We start from the raw sequence: 18,994 nt of genomic DNA on the forward strand, positions 1-18,994 counted from the left end.
AGATCTCGCCGTTGAAGACGACCTGGATCGTGCCGTCCTCGTTGCCGATCGGCTGGTCGCCGCCGGCCACGTCGATGATCGACAGGCGCCGCATGCCCATCAGCACGGGTGGATCGACATGGAGACCCTGACCGTCCGGCCCGCGATGGACGATCATGTCGGTCATACGAGCGAGCAACGAGGGATCGAGAGGCGCGCCGTTCGGAAGGGTTAAGACGCCTGCGATTCCACACATATTTCTCTGCTTCGCTCCGGAAACACCATGTCGAGCACGCGGCGCATCTTCCCGACATAGATCGGCCGGCTATAGGCGTCGGCATAGCGACGCTGGGCCCCCTCGCTGACCAGCGTGCGCGCCTCATCGTCGGTGATCGCGGTGACCAGCGCCTCGCCAAACGCGCTCGGGTTCGGATCGCACAGGAAGCAGATACGCTCGTCCAGGACCTGGGTATGGGACAGGATATTGGTAGCTACGAGTGGGATGCCGCTCGCGAGCTGCTCGTAGATCTTCAGCGGCGTGTTGATCCCGGCACTGCGCGGCGAGACCAGGACATGAGCCTGCCGGATATAGGCCTTCGCCACTGGCTGCGGGACGCGGCCGATAAAGATGACGTCGTCGGCGATGCCGAGGCCGGCAGCTTTCTCGCGATAATGCTCGACCTGCTCGTCCGTCCCGCCGACCACCACCAGCAGGGCGTCCTTCGCCCGGGGCAGGGCCGCGGCGAATCCTCCGAGCAGGATGTCGATGCCCTGATAGGCCTCGAGCGTTCCGGCATAGACGACCGGCTTGCGGCCAGCCGGCAGGTCGGCCGACACCGGTCCAGCTACGTCTCGGGTACGACGCGCCAACTGGACCTCGTCGAAGATCGAGTTCTCGATCAGCACATGCCGCGACCGGTCGGGCACGAGCGGCTCCGCATAGCGCGCCAGCTCGGGGCAGATGGTGATCACGGCGTCGGCGTTCTTGAGGCAGGTACGCTCGAGCCACTCGAAGATGCCGATGATCGCCTTGGATTCCGTGAACTTGTAGTTGCGCAGTTGCTCGGGAAGGCAGGAGTGCATGTCATAGATCAGCCTGAAGCCGAAGATCGGCTTGAGGAAGCGCAGGAAGAAGACGCTCTCCTCATGGGCATGCACGAACTGGTAGCGACGCGTGCAAAGCAGGCCCAGCGTCCAGAAGACCATGAACGCGTCGAGAAACAGCTTCAGTCCGGACGGCCCGATCTTCACCGGCCCCAGGAACGACAGAGCCGGAATGCGGTAGGTCCGGACGTTGGGCAGGTCGATGTCCTCTCCCTGGCCGTAGCACAGGAGATCGACATCAAAGCCTTCTTCGGCGGTTACCAGGGTTCGGTAATAGACCGAGAACGGCGTGCCCCGCGGTGTGAAGAATGGCTGGGGCGCTACGACCAGAGCCCGAGGACGAATCATCTGCGGGCCCTCTTGACTATCTGCATCGCGATCTGGTCGCGGACAAAATGATAGCTGCCGGCGCGTTCACCGACGGCGGAGGTCCGCGTATCTCCACCCTTCAACAGATCGGCCAGTGCAGCGAAAGGCCGGTCCACGTCAACCGCCACGTCGATGAGCAGCCCATAGCTGCCGGCACGACATTCATGCGACTTGAACGGCAGGGGGTCGCTGCCCGGCAGCACGCGCCGGCCGGTGGCGGCCACCTCCTGGAATGGTTTGGGCTCCGGCCAGAACCAGGGCCGTCCACCATTGTCGCCCAGGAACACCCGTAGCCCCTGCAGGCTGGCCAGGAAGGTGGAGAGGAAGCGGCCCCGTTGGCCTGTCCACTTGCCAAAGCCCCATGGCACGACCGCCAGGGCACCATGTCCCAGCGCCAGCGCCAGGCCTGCTTCAAGGGGCGTTCCGTCGGCGATCGGCTCGTCAGAGCCGATCGCCAGCAACTCGAGGCCCTCGGCCGTCTGTACCTGCCGCCCGGCCGTGACCATCACGCGGCCACCCTGCGCGTTGCGTAGCGTCAGCGTCCGGCCGTCACCATGGAGATCGACCTCCCACCCGGTGGGCGGCGAATTACGCAGTTCCCGGAACGCCGCGTCACGCGCGGTTTCCGTGAACAGCAGCCACGGAAAGGCGGCACCAGCCGCACGGGCATGATCGATGGCGGCGCGAAGAAAGGCATCACGATCGAAGGCCGGGTAGAGATGCACGTGCGCATCCACCAGCGCCTTTTCGATCATCGTACCGGATAATCGCTCGGGCAGCCGCTCCTTGGTCGTACCATCTAACGACATCATCCTGCCCGAAAATCCTGATCCAATGGGCGCGCCCGGTGTGTGGCCGAAGGCACTACTCTTGGCAAGCCGGTGCTCACGAACCTGTGAGTGGCGAGGTTGCACGCAATACTCAAGATTCACAGAGCCATCATGAGGATCTTCACGTAAATCCCTGTTCCGTCAAGTCCCTCAAGACGGGCAGAACAGCGGCCAGCTTCTTGTGGGTGATCACGACATTCCGGTCGGGTACATCCTCGTGTACGACCGGCGCAGGGTTCTGGTTCTTTCTGGACCGTGCCGATCGGACCTGCGGAGCAGTTTTCATGACGACAGCGAGCACACCTGGCCATGCGCTGGTGACCGGCGCCACCGGGTTCACCGGCTGGTACGTGGCCAAGGAAGCGCTCCGGCAGGGCTTCCGGGTGCGGGCCCTGGTCAGGGACCCGGGAAAGGCTGCCGACCTTGCTCAAGCTGGTGTCGAACTCGCCCAAGGTGATCTGCGTGACGCGGCGAGCGTTCAGCGCGCGGCTGCGGGATGCAGCCATGTCTTCCATATCGGTGCCCTTTATCGGGAAGCGCGGTTCGCGGACGCGGTCTATTTCGATATCAACGTGACCGGCACGCGCCACCTGTTCGAGGCGGCGCTGCAGGAAGGCGCACGCGTCGTCCATTGCTCGACCGTCGGTGTGCATGGCGACGTGCAGGGTATTGCCGATGAAAATGCGCCGATGGCGCCGGGCGATGTCTATCAGGAGAGCAAGGTCGAGGGTGAGAAGCTGTTTCAGGAGTTCCTGGGCCGCGGCATGGTCGGGTCATGCTTTCGCCCGGCCGGCATCTATGGGCCCAGGGACACCCGCTTCCTGAAGCTGTTCAAGACGATCCGCGAAAGAAAGTTCCGGATGTTCGGCAGCGGCGAGATCCTCTACCACCTGACCTTCGTGGAGGACCTGGCCCGCGGCATTCTCCTGCTGGGAACCCATCCGGCTGCCATCGGCGAGACCTTCATCCTGACCGGCGCGAGCTACACGACCTTGAACGAGCTGGTGGCTCTCACCGCCGAAGCCGTGAAGGTGCCGCCGCCCAAGGGCAGGCTCCCGATCGGGCCGTTGCTGCTGGCGGCCGCCGCATGCGAGGCGGTCTGCAAGCCGTTCGGCATCGAGCCGCCCCTGCACCGCCGCCGTACCGACTTCTTCACCAAGTCGCGCGCCTTCACGAGCGAGAAGGCGCAGCGGCTGGTCGGCTATGCGCCGCAGGTCGACCTTCGCGAGGGGCTAGGTCGGACGGCACAGTGGTATTTCGATCAGGGCCTCATCAAGTAGATCGACCTAGGCTCAGGACCGCACGACCTCGTAGAGTGCCGGATAGTGCGGGAACCGCTCCCGCCCGTCGGCAGACAGGCGCTGGAAGGGCGGGCTGGTGACGGCCTGGAGGAAGTCAGCAGACGAGCGCCAGACGGCCAGGTTGACCAGGGGGAACCGGGCGCCTGGGCCCAACGCCCGGTGCAGCCGCGTGGACACGAAGCCCGGCTGGCGGCGCAGGTGGTCCGCTGCGCGATCCCAGTAGGCCAGCGCATCGGCCTCGGCACCGTCAGGCACCTCGAACGGGTTGATCAGGATCACCTCACTCATCGCCTTCTCCCTGGTTGGGCGCGGGTTGATGGTCGAGTTGCCTGCGCACGGCCCGCAAGGTCGCGGCAGTCATGGCCAGCGCGGCATCGTCTGCGGCTGTCGCCAGGTGGTTCACCCAATGCACCTGGCGCCGCGAGGCTTTCGCATAGGCGTCGGCGCCACGATCGGTGAGCGCCACCAGATGGGCGCGCCGATGCTCGGGATTGTCCTGGAAGCGAAGGAAGCCTTCCGCCTCCAGTTCGTTCACCGTCCGCCGCACGGCCTGACGCGTCAGGCCCATGCTCCGGGCGATCGCGACCAGCGTCAGCGGCGTCCCTGCCATCGCCAGTGCACCCAGCACCTGCCAGCGGGCACTGGTCAGGCCGAGGTCGGCCGTAAGGGCATCGCCGGCAGCGATGAAGCCGCCATGGAGCCGGAAGACCTCCAAAACGATCTCGGTCAGTGCGGCGCCGGAAGGCGTATGACGATCTCGATCACTCATGACAATAGGTTGTCATGGCGACAATATGTTGTCAATTGTCGGGCTGGTGGTGATCCGCGTCACTGACGAACGCCGACCGTGAGGGCATCCATCCGCGAAACAGCGAACGGTCCGTTGGTCGCGGACCGGCAGGGAAACGGCCATGATCGAGACGTCGCACGCGGCCATGGGTGTCGCGGCAGGCTGCATCGCGATCGCGGGTGAGGTCTGGTACAACTGGACGATCTGGACCGGAAAAACGCAGCCGGATCGCGTCGCCTGGTGGGTGCTCGCCCTGTCGGGAGGACTGGCCGCCGGAAGCCACCTTGCGGTGGGCGGCGGCTGGAGCGTCGTGGTGCCGCTGGTTGTCGCGATCGGCATGACCGTCAGCGCTGTCCTGTCCACCTACCGCGGCGTTCCCTTGGCCTTGGGTATGTTCGACCGCATGGCACTCGCGGTGGCGGCAGCCGGGCTGGGCGCGTGGGTCGTCTTCGGCGTGCCGCTGGTGACCCTGCTGGGCCTGATCATCGTGGATGGCGCAGCCATGGCGATGAACATCCGCAAGGCCTGGCGGCTGCCAGGCTCGGAGGCTCCAGGACCCTGGATCCTGACGGTGCTGGCGGACGTGGTGAACCTGCCGGCCGTCGCTGGATCGGGCCATGGCTGGATCTTCCCCGGCTACCTCTTCCTCATCAACGGCATGATGCTGCTCACGGTCATGATGGCCCTGACGCGTGTCGTTGCGCGTCAGTCCGTCCAGCCCTAGCTGTCCGGCTGGCAGCCCGCCTCCAGCCAGGCATCGTCCTCGAAAACCTCGATGATGGTTGGACCAGTGGCTGTAGCAGCTTGCGCCAGCGCATCGCGCAACTCGTCGGTCGAGGCAGGCTGGATGTGGCGGCAGTCATAGGCGCGGGCGATGTCGGCGAAGTTCGGCGTGAAGGGATGAACGGCCAGCTCCTGGATGTTGCGCTGGCGCATCCCCAGCGCGATCTGCCCGAGCGAGCGGTTGTTCCACAGGAGCACGGCCAGCGGCAGGTTCTCCTCCCGCGCCGTGCCCAGCTCCGCCAGGGTGAACTGGATCCCGCCATCGCCAATCAGGGCGACGACCGGCCGGTCCGGACAGGCCAGCTTGGCGCCGATCGCTGCCGGGAGGGCATAGCCGAGCGTGCCGAAGCCGGCGGGATGGAACCAGGTGCGCGGATGGTCGGTCCGGAACAGCATGTTGCCGGTATAGGCGATCATCGTCATGTCGCTGAACACCATGCCCTCGGCGGGCAGGGCCTCGCGCAGGGCCGTGAGCACCTTCGCGTGCTTGCGCTCGATCGGCTTCAGCGCATCCTGGTGGGTCTTGCGAATGTGCGCGACGCGACGCGTGTGCCAGGGCCGGCCCGCGGGGAGGGCCGCCGTGAGCGCCGGCAGCACCGCGGCTGCGTCCGCCATCATGGCGATGGCCGCGGGATAGTCCCGATCGAGCTGGTCCGGGTCCAGGTCGACCCGGATGATCTTGCCGGGAATATCGAGCTTCCCCGCCCAATGATCGGTCTCGGCGAGTTCGGTGCCGATGGCGACCACCACGTCGGCTTCCGCGAGGAGCGCGTGGCTCTCGGGCGAGGCCAGCAGGGATCCGACATGGCAGCCATGGTCCTGGGGCAGCACGCCCTTGCCGGCCGTCGTGGTGAGCACGATGCAGCCGCTCTTCTCCACGAACGAGAGCGCAGCCTCGGCGACATCGACGCAGCCGCCGCCCAGCACCGCGACCGGAAGGCGGGCCGACGCGATCAACTCGGCGGCCTGGCGGACCTGCGCCGGATCCGGGTGAGGCCGCGAGGCCGGCTTGCGCGCCAGTGCGCCATGTCCGCCGCGCCGCTCGGCCACGTCCAGCGGCACCTGGAGGACGATCGGGCGAGGGCGCTCCAGCGTCAGGTGCCGGAAGCTGGCCGCGAGCACCTCGTCGACCTCTTCCGGCGAATGCACCGTGCGGACGAGGCGGGCGACCGGTGCGATGGCGGCACGCTGGTCGCCGATCTCGTGCAGCCGCCCGCGGCTGAGCCCGCCGCCATCCATCGGGTTCAGCGTGGTCAGCACCAGTACCGGCACGCTGTCGGAATAGGCCTGGCCGATTGCGGTGGCCGCATTGAGGAGGCCCGGCCCGGTGATCAGGCAGGCGACACCGGGCTTCCCTGTGGCCCGCGCATAGCCGTCGGCCATGAACACGCCACCCTGCTCATGGCGGATGCCGACATGCCGGATCCTGGATCGCGCCATGGCGTCGTAGAGCTGCAGCGTGTGGACACCGGGGATCCCGAAGACCGTATCGACGCCATAGGCGGTGAGGCCCTCGATCAGCGCTTCGGCGGTGCTGGGGGCATTCTTCAAGGGCGTGATCCTTTGCTCGACTGGTTCTATCGTGCCTGCAGGGAAGGCAGCGGGGCAACCGCGCTCGGACATCAATCAGGGGGACTGGGGCATGGGCGTCTATCGCGAGGTCTATGAGCGCTCGCTGACCGAGCCGGAATCGTTCTGGGCGGAAGCCGCTGCCGCGCTGGACTGGGACCGGCGCTGGGATCGCGTCCTGAACTTCGACCGGCCGCCCTTCTATCGCTGGTTCGAGGGCGGGATGCTGAACACCTGCTTCAACGCCGTGGACCGGCATGTGGCCGCTGGGCGGGCGGATCAGCTGGCGATCATCCACGACAGTCCGATGGCCGGCTCCACGCGCCGGATCACCTATGGCGAGCTCAAGGACCTCGTATCCCGCTTCGCCGGCGTGCTGACCGCCCAAGGTGTCGCGAAGGGCGATCGCGTCATCATCTACATGCCGATGGTGCCGGAAGCTGCGGTTGCAATGCTCGCCTGCGCCCGGATCGGTGCCATCCACTCGGTCGTCTTCGGCGGCTTCGCCGCCAGGGAACTCGGCACCCGGATCGACGACGCCAAGCCGGTCCTGATCGTCAGCGCGTCCTGCGGCATCGAGCCGAACCGGGTCGTGCCCTACATGCCGCTTCTGGACGAGGCGATCCGGCGGGCGACGCACAAGCCGGCCCGCTGCATCGTGCTGCAGCGCCCGCAGGCGCTGGCGGTGCTGGATCCGGACCGCGACCTGGACTGGGAAGCCGCCATGGCAGGCGCGAAGCCCGTGGGCTGCACCCCCGTTCAGGCCACGGACCCGCTCTACATCCTCTACACCTCCGGCACGACCGGGCTGCCCAAGGGCATCGTGCGTGACAATGGCGGCCACGCGACTGCATTGCTCTGGTCGATGAAGCACATCTACGGCATCCAGCCCGGCGAGGTCTTCTGGACCGCCTCGGACGTCGGCTGGGTCGTAGGCCACAGCTATATCGTCTACGCGCCGCTCCTGAACGGCAGCACGACCGTGATCTACGAGGGCAAGCCGGTAGGCACGCCCGATGCAGGGGCCTTCTGGCGCGTCATCGCGGAACACGGGGTCAAGGTGCTGTTCACCGCCCCCACCGCGTTTCGTGCGATCCGCCGCGAGGATCCCGACGCTGAGCTGATGCACCGCTACGCCCTGGGCGAGTTCCGTGCGCTGTTCCTGGCAGGCGAGCGCTGCGATCCCGAAACGCTGCGCTGGGCCGAGGAGAAGCTGTCCGTACCGGTAATCGATCATTGGTGGCAGACGGAGACCGGCTGGGCGATCGCCGCGAACTATCTCGGCATCGAGCAGCTGCCGGTGAAGCCGGGTTCCCCGACCCTGCCGGCACCGGGTTACGACGTGCGGATCATGGACGATGACGGGCACGAGCTGCCGCCCGGTGGGCAGGGCGCGATCTGCATCAGGCTGCCGCTGCCGCCGGCCTGCCTGGCCAGCCTCTGGGGCGGCGAGGAGCGCTTCGTTCAGGGCTATATGAGCCGTTATCCTGGCCACTATCTCACGGGCGATGCCGGGCATAAGGACGAGGACGGCTACCTGTTCGTGATGGGCCGGATCGACGACGTCATCAACGTCGCCGGCCACCGCCTGTCGACCGGCCAGATCGAGGAGGTGCTGGCGGCGCATTCGGCCGTGGCGGAATGCGCCGTGATGGGCGTGGCGGATTCCCTCAAGGGCGAGTTGCCGGTGGGCTTCCTGGTGCTGAAGGCGGGCGTGACGACTCCGGCGGAGGAGGTCGAGCGCGAGGCGGTCGCCATGGTGCGGGCGGAGATCGGGCCGGTCGCGGCCTTCAAGATGGCAAAGGTGGTCAAGCGGCTGCCAAAGACGAGGTCCGGCAAGATTCTGCGCGGCACCATGAAGAAAATCGCCGACGGCACGCCATGGACGATGCCGGCCACGATCGACGACCCCAAGATCCTGGAGGAGATCACGGCGGCCCTGCAACAGCTGGGCTATGCCAGGACGAGTTGAACATCGCCTGGAGCGCCGCGTGACGGATGACACAGACCTGCGGGCGGACACATCGTAGATCCTGGCCATTCATGCCCGCAGCCGGAGGATCACCGCTGTGTCCATTTTCCGTCGAGCCCGATGCGCGTCGCTCGTTGTCGCGGCAGCCTTGGCGGCCTGCGAGACAGCGCCGGTAGGACCCGGGCGCAGCATCGATGCCGCCCAGTCCTCGATCCAGTTCACCCATCCGCTCTATCCGGACGTCCAGGGCGAGTACACGCAGCGCTCGGGCAGCTACAGTTCCCAGACCGAGACGGCCTTCTTCCCGGGCAAGACCGGTGCCGTGTTCGTCTCCTACAACCAGTCGGCGGGTGACACCTACTTCTCGACGACCGACATCCACGAGATCGTCGAGAGCATCGGGACCGAGCCGGAGAAGAACGAGATCAAGGAGGAGGGCGAACTGCCCGATACCTTCCCGGTGGTCCAATGGGCCAGCTACAGCGCCATCGGTGAAGACGGCCAGGCGATGTCCTGCGTGTCCATCACGCGGAACGGTGCATCGGCAGGCAGCGCTGGCGGGGGCGCCTATACATCGGCCCTGATCATCGCGACCGAGTGCAGGGGACCCTACATGGACCTGGGCGAACGGGAAGCTGCCATGTTGTCGGGCGGCGTCCGGATCCGCTGAACATGGTCCGACAGAGAAACGGGCGCTTGAGGCGCCCGTTCATCACTTGATCTTGCTTTCCTTGAACTCGACGTGCTTGCGCACCTTCGGGTCGTACTTCTTGAACGACAGCTTGTCGGTCGTGCTACGGGTGTTCTTCTTCGTGGTGTAGAAGAAACCGGTGCCAGCCGTGCTGACGAGCTTGATCAAAACGGTTGCGGCCTTGGCCACAGGCCTTCTCCGAGCAGAATGTTCCAGGAACGGACGCGGACCATACGGACGAGCCCGCTTTTGTCAACCTTCGCGGCCGGTTCGCCCGGGGAGCAGGACGCCGCTGCGCGACAGGGCCAGCAAGAGGGCGGCACCCGCCAAGGTCCATGGCAGGGTCCATGCCCCGAACATCTGCATGGCCGTCCCACCGACCAGCGGTCCGATCGAGACGCCGACCTGGATCATCATGATGTAGACGGTGTTCGCACCGGCCACCTGCTCGCGGCCATAGGTGCGGCCGAGCAGGGAGAGGCCGCATGAATAGAGGCTGCCAATCGCGCCGCCGGTCAGGAGCAGGACCGGCCAGATCGGCCAGCCTGCCGCCAGCGCGCCGTTCATGAGGACGTGACCCAGCACCGCCACCAGCGCCGTGACCACGACCGTGCGGACCCGGCCGATCCGATCGCCGATCCAGCCCACCGGGTACTGGAACAGGATGTTGCCCGCGATCAGCGTCATCAACAGCAGGCCAGCCTCCTGCTCGACCAGCCCGCCATCCAGTCCCCAGAGCACCAGCAGCGTGAAGTGCCCGTTCTCCATGATCGCGAAGACGAGGCCGGTGGCGAACACGAACGGCGTGGACCTGAGCTTGCTCACGATCTCCAGCCGGTGGTCGGCGCCGTCCTTCAGCAGCGCATCGATCGGCGACAGGAAGACCGTGACGATACCGCCCACCGCGAGGATGCCTGCGCAGGCGAGGAACGGAGCCAGTCCTTCGCTGCCCACCAGCACGATCAGGGCGGGGCCTGCCGTGTAGCCGACGCTGAACAGCGTCCCGTAGATCCCCATCACCCGCCCGCGCCGTTCCTCCGTCACGATCGAGTTCACCGCGGATTCGCTCATGATGAACAGGAGGGCCAGGCCGGCGCTCTGCAGGAGGCGCAGGGCGAACCAAAGCCACAGGTCGATATGGAGGGGCAGCAGGACGAAGGTGAGCCCTGTCGTCGCCACGCCGATCAACATGGCCCGACTGGCGCCCATGCCCAGCAGCCGCGGGATGAACGGAGCCACGAGGAAGATGCCGAGGCCGCCGGCGGCAGCATTCAGCCCGATCAGATCGGAAGACACGCCGTGGCGGTCGAGGACGAGGGAGAGAAGGGGCTGGCTGGCGGAAAGGACGATGCCGACAAGGGTGGCCGTGGCCATGACGAGTGCGAGGATGCGCAACTCAGCTGCGGCGTCGCTTCTTGCCTCCTCCATCGCCACCCTTGGTTCTCCTGCCCGTCAGTCCCGAGCGCCGCTTCTTGCCGCTTGCCCATTCCCGTGCCGCCGCCACGCTGGCAGGCCCCGGTTGGTGCTCGATCAGCCGGAACGAAATTCGCCCGCCCAGCCGGTCGATCTCCTCCAGCTCGACCGTGACCCGGTCGCCCAGGGCATAGACCTCGCCGGAGAACCTGCCCACCAGCGCGTGGCGGGCCTCGTCCAGCATCCAGTCGTCGCGGCCGATCGAGCCGACATGGATCAGCCCTTCCGCACCGCTGTCCAGCAGGGAGACGAACAGGCCGAACTTCTGGACCGACGAGACCATGGCCTCGAAGCGGGCGCCGACCTGATCCTGCATGAACAGCGCCACGAACCGCTCGTAGGCGGTCCGCTCGGCGACCATGGCGCGCCGCTCAGTCGACGACAGATGCGAGCCCAGCTCGTAGAGAGCCTCGCCCTCCTCGCCCTTCGGCAGCCCGCCATCGCCGAGCTTCAGCTGACTGATCAGGGCGCGATGCACGAACAGGTCCGAATAGCGCCGGATCGGCGAGGTGAAGTGCGCGTAGCTGCGCAGGTTCAGTCCGAAATGGCCGATATTGTCCGGGTGGTAGACGGCCTGGGCCTGCGAGCGAAGGACGAGCTGGGACACGATCTGACGGGACGCGTCATCCTCGATCCGGCTGACCAGCCGGGTGAAGTCCCCGGGCTTGGCGACGTTCTTGCCCCAGGGCAGCCCCAGTTCGCGCATGTAGTCGGCAAGGGCAGCCAGCTTCAGCGCATCCGGCTTGTCGTGGACACGGTAGAGGCAGGGCGCCTTGCGCTTCTCCAGTTCCGATGCCGCGGCGACGTTCGCCGCGATCATGAACTCCTCGATCAGCTGATGGGACTTCAGCCGCTCGCGGGGGCGGAAGCCTGCGGGCTTGCCTTCCTCGCTGAACAGCACCTTGCGCTCCGGCACGTCCAGGTCCATCGCCCCGCGCTCGTCCCGTGCCGCCCGCAGGAGCTCGTAGGCCTGAAACAGGCGCCGGACCGGCTCGAGAACCTCCGTCGGCACGGTATCCGACTGTCCCTGCTCCACCCCTTCAACCGCGGAATAGGTCAGGCGCGCTCGGCTCTTCATGACGGCGCGGTGGAACTTCCAGTGCCGAAGGTGCCCCTTCGCGTCGATCGAGATCACGCAGGCAAGGCAGGCGCGCTCCTCGTGCGGCCTGAGCGAGCAGAGATCGTTGCTGAGCTTTTCCGGCAGCATCGGAATGACGCGGTCGGGGAAATAGACCGAGTTGCCGCGATTCTTCGCCTCGCGGTCCAAGGCATCGTCGGGACGGACGTAGTGGGCGACATCCGCGATCGCGACCGTCAGGAGGTAGCCGCCCGGGTTCTTCGGGTCGGGGTCCACGACGGCATGGACGGCATCATCGAAGTCGCGGGCATCCTCGCCGTCGATCGTCACCAGGGGCACGTCGCGCAGGTCGGTACGGCCCTCCAGGCCAACCGGTTGCGCCTGCTCGGCCAGGTCCAGCGCCTGGGCGGGGAAGACCATCGGCAGGTCCGCCTCGATCGCCGTCATCAGGCTGATCGAGCGAGGGTCGTCCGGGCTGCCGAGATTCTCGACGGCCTCCGCATAAGGGATGTCCTGGCGCCAGCCCGGCAGGACATGGGCCCGCACCAAGTCGCCGATGGCGACCTGCACCTTGTCCGCCCGCAGGCGGTACTCGTGCTTGGCCTTGCGATCGGCGGGGCGAAGTCGGAACCCGTCGCCGGCCCGCTCGACCACGCCCACGACCTCGCGGGCGGTCTTGGGCAGGACGCGCACGACCCGGCCCTCGAACGAGCCGTCCTGCTGGCGGAAGATCTTCACCAGGAGGCGATCGCCGAGCCCTGGGACTGGCCGCTCGAGCGCATGATGCGGCAGGCGGATCACCAGCTCGCCGAAGATCTCGTCGATCGGCCGGGCGAGCAGGTCGCCATCCTCGTCAATCAGGTCCACGGTGACCGGCATGATCGCAGGCGGCCTGCCGGTGATCGCATGGCGCCGCGGCGGGCGGCCCTCAAGTTCCCCTTCGGTGCGCAGGTCGCGCAGGACCTTGCGCAGGGCATGACGCTGGTCGCCCTTCACGCTGAAGGCCTGGGCGATCTCCCGGACCTGGACCTCGCCGCCGGCTGCCTGGATGAACTCCATGAGCTGCCGCCGGCTGGGCAGCCCGGGTTGCTGATGAGGTAGTGGCCGTCTGGATGCCAATTCAGGCCCGCTTCGTGGCGCGACGCGCCGGTTTGGTTTCCGGGGCATCGGCATTGGCCGCTGCACCGACGACCTCCTTAACGGCCGTCTTCCTGACTGGTGCCTTCTTCGCCGCCGTCTTCTTCTCCAGCGTCTTCTTGGCCGGTGCTGCGGCCTTTCTGGCCGGGGCACCGCGCTTCGGCTTCTTCGGAGCCGGGCCCTTGGCGGCACGCTCGTCGATCAGCCGCGCTGCGGTCGGCAGGTCGAGGCTCTCGGGATCGACCGACTTCGGCAGGCTGGCATTGATGTCGCCGCACTTCACGTAGGGACCAAAGCGCCCGGCGAACAGCTGGATCGGCTGGCCGTTCTCCGGATGGACACCGACCTCCTTCAACGGCGCGAGCGTCGCCCGTGGCCCCCGGGAAGGCGGCTCGCTCAACAGCGCAATGGCGCGGTTCATCCCGATCGTCAGCACGTCCTCGTCCGCGCCCAGGCGGACGAACCGCCCGGCCGACTGCACGAAGGGTCCAAAGCGGTTGATGCCGGCCGTAATCGGCTTGCCCGTCGCCGGATCGGTGCCGATCTCGCGGGGCAGGCTCAACAGCGCCAGCGCCGTCTGGAGGTCGATGTCGTCGGGCTTCAGGTTGGGCGGGAGCGACGACCGCTTGGCCGTCTCGCCCGCGCCTTGCTGGACGTAGGGCCCGAAGCGACCGACCTTCAGCCAGACTTCCTCGCCGCCCACAGGCTCCGTCCCGAGCAGCCGGTCCTTGCTCTCCGGCGCACCCGCATCGTTGGCCGGCACGTCCAGCTGACGGGTGAAACGGCACTCGGGGTAGTTGGAGCAGCCGACGAACGCTCCGAACTTGCCGATCTTGAGCGACAGCTGGCCGGTGCCGCAGGTCGGGCAGATCCGCGGATCGCTGCCGTCCTCCCGCGGCGGGAACAGGCGTGTGGCCAGTGCATCGTTGAGCGCGTCGATCACGTCGGCGACGCGGCGTTCCTTGACGTCCTCGATCTTCGCCTTGAACGGGTCCCAGAAGGCGCGCAGCACCGCCTTCCAGTCGATCTCGCCCGACGCGATGTCGTCGAGCTGGTCCTCGAGCTTCGCCGTGAAATCAGGCTGGACGTACTGGTCGAAGAACGAGGTCAGGAACGCCACCACGATCCGGCCACGCGATTCCGGCACGAAGCGCTTCTGCTCCAGCCGCACGTACTGGCGGGCCTGCAGCACCGACAGGATCGAGGCATAAGTCGAGGGCCGGCCGATGCCTAGCTCCTCCATGCGTTTGACCAGGCTGGCCTCGGTGAAGCGGGGAGGCGGCTCGGTGAAATGCTGGGCCGGCGTCACCTTCTCGCGGGTGACCGGCTCGCCCTTGGCCATGGGCGGCAGTAGCCGGCTCTCGTCGTCCTCGTCATCGGCGGACGGATCGTCGCGGCCCTCCTGGTAGAGCTCCAGGAAGCCCGGGAAGGTGACGGTCTGGCCGGTCGCGCGCAGGCCGACCGAGCCATCCACCGCGTCGATCTCCGCCGTTACCCGGTCGAGCAGCGCGGCTGCCATCTGGCAGGCCACGGTGCGCTTCCAGATCAGGTCGTAGAGCCTGCGGCCATCGTCATCCAGGAACTGGCTGATCTCCTTGGGCTCGCGGAACACGTCGGTCGGCCGGATCGCCTCGTGGGCTTCTTGGGCATTCTTCGTCTTGGTCTTGAAGACGCGCGGCTTTTCCGGAAGGTGGCGCTCGGAAAAGCGATTGCCGATCCATCGCCGGCACTGACTGATCGCGTCGTTCGACAGCGCTACCGAATCGGTCCGCATATAGGTGATCAGGCCGACCTGCTCGCCGTTCAGGTTCACGCCTTCGAACAGGCGCTGGGCCGTGCGCATGGTGCGGTCGGCGGAAAAGCCCAGCTTGCGCGACGCTTCCTGCTGCAGCGTGGAGGTGGAGAAGGGTGGGGCCGGGTTGCGGCTGACCTGCTTCTTCTCGACACTGCCGACCTGGAAGCACGCAGCTTCGATAGCCTGCACCGCTGTCTTGGCGGACGCCTCGTCAGGCAGGTCGAAGCGGTCCAGCCGCTTCCCGCCAAGTTTCGCGAGCCTTGCTGTGAACGGCTCGCCCCCGGCGGTCCGGCAACCGACCGTGACCGTCCAGTATTCTCGGGCGATGAACGCCTCGATCTCGGCCTCACGCTCGCAGACCAGGCGAAGCGCCACCGACTGCACACGCCCTGCCGAGCGCGCACCCTGCAGCTTGCGCCAGAGCACGGGCGAGAGGGTGAAGCCGACCAGATAGTCCAGCGCACGGCGCGCCTGGTAGGCATCGATCAGGTGGTGGTCCAGCTGCCGCGGCGCCTTCATGGCGTCGAGCACGGCGGGCTTGGTCACCTCGTAGAACAGCACTCGCTCGATCGGCAGGTTCTTCTTGATCGCCTTCTTGTCCTGGAGGGCCGACAGCACGTGCCAGGAGATCGCCTCGCCCTCGCGATCAGGGTCGGTCGCCAGCACCAGCTTGTCGGCACCACGCACCGCCCGTGCGATCTCGTCGATCCGCTTCTTCTTGTCCTCCTGGACCTCGTAGATCATGTGAAAATCGTCGTCGGGCAGGACGGACCCGTCCTTTTCCGGCAGATCGCGCACGTGGCCGTAGCTCGGCAGGACCGTGAAGTCGCTGCCCAGGTACTTGTTGATCGTCTTGGCCTTGGTGGGGGATTCGACGACGACGACGTTCATCAGCGGCTTTTCTCGATGCGCCGACCGCGCCAGGTCCTGCGCGGTGCAGATCGGGTCGGGAAGCGGTGGCTCATATCATGCGGATTACATGGTCGTACAAGGAGCACGGCTCACGCAAACAGCAGGGACACCCGGTTGCCACCGTGCCGCTCCAAGCGACCAGCGAGCTCCAGCTCGATCAGGGTCTCGTGGATCTGGGCCGTCGTTGCTTGGCACTGGCGTACGAGATCGTCAACCGCGAGTGGTTCCGGCCCAAGGAAGCTCACGACTCTTGCGGTCAGCACGTCGGCGTCCTGAACGGGCGTCGGGCCGGCGTCGTGACGTGCCTTGAAGGTACGCGTCGGCGCCGTCATGGCGGGTCGCGGCAGCCGTGCCTTGCGCGCGACAAGCGGGTCGATCACGGCGCGGATGTCCGCGGCGTCCTCGACCAGGACGGCCCCATCCTTGATCAGCTGGTTGGTGCCGCGATGCCGCTCGTCCAGAGGCGAGCCTGGGACGGCCATCACTTCGCGGCCCTGCTCGAGGGCCAGGCGGGCCGTCACCAGCGAGCCGGAGCGCGGTGCTGCTTCCACGACCAGCACGCCAAGCGACAGCCCTGCGATGATCCGGTTGCGGGCAGGAAAAGCCTGGGCACGCGGCTGGGCGCCGAACGGCCGCTCCGTCACCAAGAGGCCCTGCGCACCGATTTCCTCGGCAAGGCTGGCGTTCTGCTCCGGGTAGACCTGGTCGATGCCGGTGGCGACTACCGCGACCGTCGCACCCGGCTGGCCGAGCGCTCCCTCGTGTGCGGCCGTGTCGATCCCGCGAGCCAAGCCCGATACGACCGTGATGTCGCCGCAGGCGAGATCGTGGGCCATCGTGCGGGCCAGCGTGCGGCCATTGCCGCTGGCATGGCGCGATCCGACGATCGCGACCGCCGGTGCGGCAAGAAGTTCCATTCTGCCCTTGATGGTCAGGACCGGGGGCGGGTCGTGGATCTGGGCCAGGGCATCCGGATAATCGGCATCACCGAGGAACAGGAAGCGTGCGTCGTCCTGCTCGGTCGCTGTCCACTCCCGCTCCATGGCGGCTGGATCTGCAAGCCGCACCTGGCTCGTCGCGATGGCCGGAAGCTCGTGCCATCGCTCCAGTACCTCGATGGCGCTTCCCATGCGGAACAGGAGCTTGCCGAACGCCCGCGGGCCGATGCCGTTACTGCGGCAGAGGCGCAGGCGGGCGAGAGCCTCGCGTTGGTCCATGGGGGCGCCGATCATGCTGCCGATGATGCCTGTTCTCTCCACTCATGCGATAGATTGGTCTGACAATGCAACCGGAGCGTGAAGGAATCGAACGCTACTGGGACCGGGCCGGCCTGGGTCCCATGCGTCCGACTGTTGCTCTTGCCTTGGCGAACTTCTCGGCGGAAGGCCGGACGTCGCCGCTGCGGATCGTCGACCTGGGCTGCGGCGTGGGAAGGGATACGCTCCCGCTCCTGGCCATTGGGCACCATGTCCAGGCGATCGACAAGGAGGAAGCCGCCATCCGGCGCCTGCAGGAGGCCTGCCCGGCCAAGGATCGCGGACGGCTGGTGTCGATCGTGGGCCCATTCGAGGACAGCGCCTGGACGGAAGTCGACCTTGCCGTCTCCTCCTTCGCGCTGCCGTTCTGCCCGCCCGAGCGCTTCCCTCGGCTCTGGATGACCATCGGCACGAGGCTGGGGACCGGCGGCCGAATTGCCTGTCAGCTCCTGGGACCGGAGGACGACTTCGCCGGGCGTCCGGGCGTCTCCATCCATTCAAGGGATGAGGTAGACAGGCTTGTCGCGGACTACCTGGTGGAGCATCGCCAGGAAGAGGAAGTGGACACGGTGACGCCGCGCGGTCGCACCAAGCACTGGCACCTCTTCCACCTCGTGCTCAGGAAGCCCTGAGCCCTCACGCCTTCTTCGAGAAGCTGACCTTGCTCTCCTCGCCACGGACGAGCCGGCCGATATTCTGGTGGTGCTTCACGATCACGATGATGCCGATGATGGCGAACAGCAGCGTCGCCTGCTGGTTGCCCATCATGAACGCGACCAGGGCCGCCGTCAGCGAGGCCAGCACGGAGCCCAGCGAGACGAACCGGGTCACGGTGACGGCCGCCAGGAAGACGATCAGGGCAGCCAGCAGGGTCAGCGGGCTGATGGCAAGGACCACGCCTGCGGCGGTCGCCACGCCCTTGCCGCCCTTGAACCCGAGCCAGACCGGAAAGCAGTGGCCGATCACCGCCCCCAGGCCGACCACGACGGCCATCTCCCGGCCGAACAACTGGTCGGCGATCAGCACGGGAATGGCGCCCTTGGCGGCGTCGAACAGCAGGGTGGCCAGCGCCAGGCCCTTGCGACCGGTGCGAAGGACGTTGGTGGCGCCAATGTTGCCCGAGCCGATGGCGCGGATGTCGCCGGCACCGCCGACGCGGGTGAGGATTAGGCCGAATGGGATCGAGCCGGCGAGGTAGCCAAGGATCAGGCCGAGTAGGTGAGGCCAGCCCCACACGGATGCGGCGACAGGTTCCATGGTCTTGTGGTCCTATGATGCGGTGGGCTGGCCGCGCCGGAACACGACGCGGCCATCCACCAGCGTCGTTTCCACGCGCCCCATCATCAGGCGACCCTCGAAGGCGGTGTTCTTCGAGGCACTGTGCAAGTCCCGCTCGGTGACCTTCCAGGGACGGTCCGGGTCGAGCAGGATGAGGTCGGCGGGCGCGCCCACGGCCAGCGTGCCGGCCTCGATGCCGAGCAGGCGGGCAGGCGTCGTGGTGAGCCGGGTCAGCAGGTCCAACAGGCTCATCCGGCCGTCATGCACCAGGCGCAGCGCCACCGACAGCAGCGTTTCCAGCCCGGTCACGCCAAACTCCGCGCTCGCGAATGGCAGCCGCTTGCTGTCCTGGTCCTGCGGCGTGTGGTCCGACGCGATCACGTCGATGGTGCCGTCCGCCACCGCTTCCTCCACCGCCAGCCGGTCGGCCTCGGCCCGCAGGGGCGGCGAGACCTTCGCAAAGGTCCGGTAGCCTTCCACCTCCAGCTCGTTCAGCGCCAGATGGTGCGGCGTGCAGTCACAGGTCACCCGGACGCCGTCGGCCTTGGCCTTGCGGATCGCATCGAGGGCATCGGACGTGGTGACCCGCGAGAAGTGGATCCGCCCGCCGGTGGCACGCGCCAGGCGGAGATCCCGCTCGATCATGATCACCTCGGCCTCGCGCGGGATCGAGGTCA

General features: G+C 67.0%; 17 protein-coding genes and 1 pseudogene. 5 read left to right on the forward strand and 13 right to left on the reverse strand.

Features of this window, described 5'->3' with window-relative positions; genetic code table 11:
• The 3 genes and pseudogenes from VHL31_RS26655 to VHL31_RS13935 all read right to left on the reverse strand — a co-directional run.
• Positions 1-235 (reverse strand): annotated as a pseudogene (locus VHL31_RS26655) (asparagine synthetase B); the annotation flags it as partial.
• Entirely contained in the window at positions 211-1,431 is a 1,221-nt protein-coding gene (locus VHL31_RS13930; RefSeq protein ID WP_329661828.1) for a glycosyltransferase family 4 protein, read from the reverse strand. The gene VHL31_RS13930 and the pseudogene VHL31_RS26655, both read right to left, overlap by 25 nt.
• Positions 1,428-2,264 carry a hypothetical protein gene (locus VHL31_RS13935; RefSeq protein ID WP_329661829.1) on the reverse strand — a complete coding sequence of 279 codons (837 nt, stop codon included), beginning with the start codon at positions 2,262-2,264 and terminating at the stop codon, positions 1,428-1,430. Before VHL31_RS13935 ends, VHL31_RS13930 begins: the two co-directional genes overlap by 4 nt.
• Before the next feature lie 302 nt (positions 2,265-2,566).
• Between VHL31_RS13935 and VHL31_RS13940 the strand changes: the two genes are divergently transcribed.
• Entirely contained in the window at positions 2,567-3,562 is a 996-nt protein-coding gene (locus VHL31_RS13940; RefSeq protein ID WP_329661830.1) for an NAD-dependent epimerase/dehydratase family protein, read from the forward strand.
• A gap of 12 nt (positions 3,563-3,574) precedes the next feature.
• On the opposite strand, the gene VHL31_RS13945 is transcribed toward VHL31_RS13940, so the two are convergent.
• Entirely contained in the window at positions 3,575-3,871 is a 297-nt protein-coding gene (locus tag VHL31_RS13945) for an antibiotic biosynthesis monooxygenase family protein (RefSeq protein ID WP_329661831.1), read from the reverse strand.
• A complete protein-coding gene (locus tag VHL31_RS13950; protein WP_329661832.1) occupies positions 3,864-4,352 on the reverse strand; it encodes a MarR family winged helix-turn-helix transcriptional regulator in 489 nt (162 codons plus the stop codon). The genes VHL31_RS13945 and VHL31_RS13950 overlap by 8 nt, the downstream gene beginning before the upstream one ends.
• Before the next feature lie 142 nt (positions 4,353-4,494).
• Here VHL31_RS13950 and VHL31_RS13955 point away from each other — a divergent pair, with 142 nt between their 5' ends.
• Positions 4,495-5,097, forward strand: a complete 603-nt coding sequence (locus VHL31_RS13955) for a hypothetical protein (protein WP_329661833.1) — start codon at positions 4,495-4,497, stop codon at positions 5,095-5,097.
• Here VHL31_RS13955 and VHL31_RS13960 read toward each other — a convergent pair.
• A complete protein-coding gene (locus VHL31_RS13960) occupies positions 5,094-6,707 on the reverse strand; it encodes a 5-guanidino-2-oxopentanoate decarboxylase (protein ID WP_329661834.1) in 1,614 nt (537 codons plus the stop codon). The genes VHL31_RS13955 and VHL31_RS13960 overlap by 4 nt on opposite strands.
• Positions 6,708-6,798: 91 nt before the next feature.
• Between VHL31_RS13960 and VHL31_RS13965 the strand changes: the two genes are divergently transcribed.
• Positions 6,799-8,697 carry a propionyl-CoA synthetase gene (locus VHL31_RS13965; RefSeq protein ID WP_329661835.1) on the forward strand — a complete coding sequence of 633 codons (1,899 nt, stop codon included), beginning with the start codon at positions 6,799-6,801 and terminating at the stop codon, positions 8,695-8,697.
• Positions 8,698-8,794: 97 nt separating this feature from the next.
• Positions 8,795-9,367, forward strand: coding sequence for a hypothetical protein (locus tag VHL31_RS13970; protein ID WP_329661836.1), 573 nt, complete (start codon positions 8,795-8,797; stop codon positions 9,365-9,367).
• 42 nt (positions 9,368-9,409) lie between these two features.
• On the opposite strand, the gene rpmG is transcribed toward VHL31_RS13970, so the two are convergent.
• The 5 genes from rpmG to dprA form a co-directional block, all read right to left on the reverse strand.
• Positions 9,410-9,577 carry a 50S ribosomal protein L33 gene (rpmG, locus tag VHL31_RS13975; protein ID WP_027134381.1) on the reverse strand — a complete coding sequence of 56 codons (168 nt, stop codon included), beginning with the start codon at positions 9,575-9,577 and terminating at the stop codon, positions 9,410-9,412.
• Between the two features lie 63 nt (positions 9,578-9,640).
• Complete coding sequence (locus VHL31_RS13980) at positions 9,641-10,816, reverse strand: MFS transporter (RefSeq protein ID WP_329661843.1); 1,176 nt, start codon at positions 10,814-10,816, stop codon at positions 9,641-9,643.
• Positions 10,785-13,112: a ribonuclease R gene (gene rnr, locus VHL31_RS13985; RefSeq protein ID WP_349262444.1), complete on the reverse strand. Its 2,328-nt coding sequence runs from the start codon at positions 13,110-13,112 to the stop codon at positions 10,785-10,787. The genes VHL31_RS13980 and rnr overlap by 32 nt, the downstream gene beginning before the upstream one ends.
• Positions 13,060-15,762 carry a type I DNA topoisomerase gene (topA, locus tag VHL31_RS13990; protein WP_329661838.1) on the reverse strand — a complete coding sequence of 901 codons (2,703 nt, stop codon included), beginning with the start codon at positions 15,760-15,762 and terminating at the stop codon, positions 13,060-13,062. The genes rnr and topA overlap by 53 nt, the downstream gene beginning before the upstream one ends.
• A gap of 110 nt (positions 15,763-15,872) precedes the next feature.
• Positions 15,873-17,000, reverse strand: a complete 1,128-nt coding sequence (dprA, locus tag VHL31_RS13995) for a DNA-processing protein DprA (RefSeq protein WP_329661839.1) — start codon at positions 16,998-17,000, stop codon at positions 15,873-15,875.
• 65 nt (positions 17,001-17,065) lie between these two features.
• On the opposite strand from dprA, the gene VHL31_RS14000 reads away from it, so the two are divergent.
• On the forward strand, positions 17,066-17,671 hold the full coding sequence (locus VHL31_RS14000; RefSeq protein WP_329661840.1) for a class I SAM-dependent methyltransferase: 606 nt from the start codon (positions 17,066-17,068) through the stop codon (positions 17,669-17,671).
• A 4-nt stretch (positions 17,672-17,675) separates the two neighbouring features.
• On the opposite strand, the gene plsY is transcribed toward VHL31_RS14000, so the two are convergent.
• Together plsY and VHL31_RS14010 are read right to left on the reverse strand one after the other, a co-directional pair.
• On the reverse strand, positions 17,676-18,296 hold the full coding sequence (plsY, locus tag VHL31_RS14005; RefSeq protein WP_329661841.1) for a glycerol-3-phosphate 1-O-acyltransferase PlsY: 621 nt from the start codon (positions 18,294-18,296) through the stop codon (positions 17,676-17,678).
• A gap of 12 nt (positions 18,297-18,308) precedes the next feature.
• The coding region (locus tag VHL31_RS14010) for a dihydroorotase (RefSeq protein ID WP_329661842.1) at positions 18,309-18,994 on the reverse strand (686 nt) is incomplete at its 5' end.

The sequence above is a fragment of the Geminicoccus sp. genome (genome assembly GCF_036263595.1).
In the GTDB taxonomy this organism is placed as follows: domain Bacteria; phylum Pseudomonadota; class Alphaproteobacteria; order Geminicoccales; family Geminicoccaceae; genus Geminicoccus.

Coding starts and splice junctions, on each gene's coding strand:
- VHL31_RS13930 (WP_329661828.1), bottom strand. CDS start 1,431: ATGATTCGTCCTCGGGCTCTGGTCGTAGCGCCCCAGCCATTCTTCACA.
- VHL31_RS13980 (WP_329661843.1), bottom strand. CDS start 10,816: ATGGAGGAGGCAAGAAGCGACGCCGCAGCTGAGTTGCGCATCCTCGCA.
- dprA (WP_329661839.1), bottom strand. CDS start 17,000: ATGGACCAACGCGAGGCTCTCGCCCGCCTGCGCCTCTGCCGCAGTAAC.
- VHL31_RS13945 (WP_329661831.1), bottom strand. CDS start 3,871: ATGAGTGAGGTGATCCTGATCAACCCGTTCGAGGTGCCTGACGGTGCC.
- VHL31_RS14000 (WP_329661840.1), top strand. CDS start 17,066: ATGCAACCGGAGCGTGAAGGAATCGAACGCTACTGGGACCGGGCCGGC.
- plsY (WP_329661841.1), bottom strand. CDS start 18,296: ATGGAACCTGTCGCCGCATCCGTGTGGGGCTGGCCTCACCTACTCGGC.
- VHL31_RS13950 (WP_329661832.1), bottom strand. CDS start 4,352: ATGAGTGATCGAGATCGTCATACGCCTTCCGGCGCCGCACTGACCGAG.
- topA (WP_329661838.1), bottom strand. CDS start 15,762: ATGAACGTCGTCGTCGTCGAATCCCCCACCAAGGCCAAGACGATCAAC.
- VHL31_RS13955 (WP_329661833.1), top strand. CDS start 4,495: ATGATCGAGACGTCGCACGCGGCCATGGGTGTCGCGGCAGGCTGCATC.
- VHL31_RS13935 (WP_329661829.1), bottom strand. CDS start 2,264: ATGATGTCGTTAGATGGTACGACCAAGGAGCGGCTGCCCGAGCGATTA.
- rnr (WP_349262444.1), bottom strand. CDS start 13,112: ATGCCGATGCCCCGGAAACCAAACCGGCGCGTCGCGCCACGAAGCGGG.
- VHL31_RS13940 (WP_329661830.1), top strand. CDS start 2,567: ATGACGACAGCGAGCACACCTGGCCATGCGCTGGTGACCGGCGCCACC.
- VHL31_RS13965 (WP_329661835.1), top strand. CDS start 6,799: ATGGGCGTCTATCGCGAGGTCTATGAGCGCTCGCTGACCGAGCCGGAA.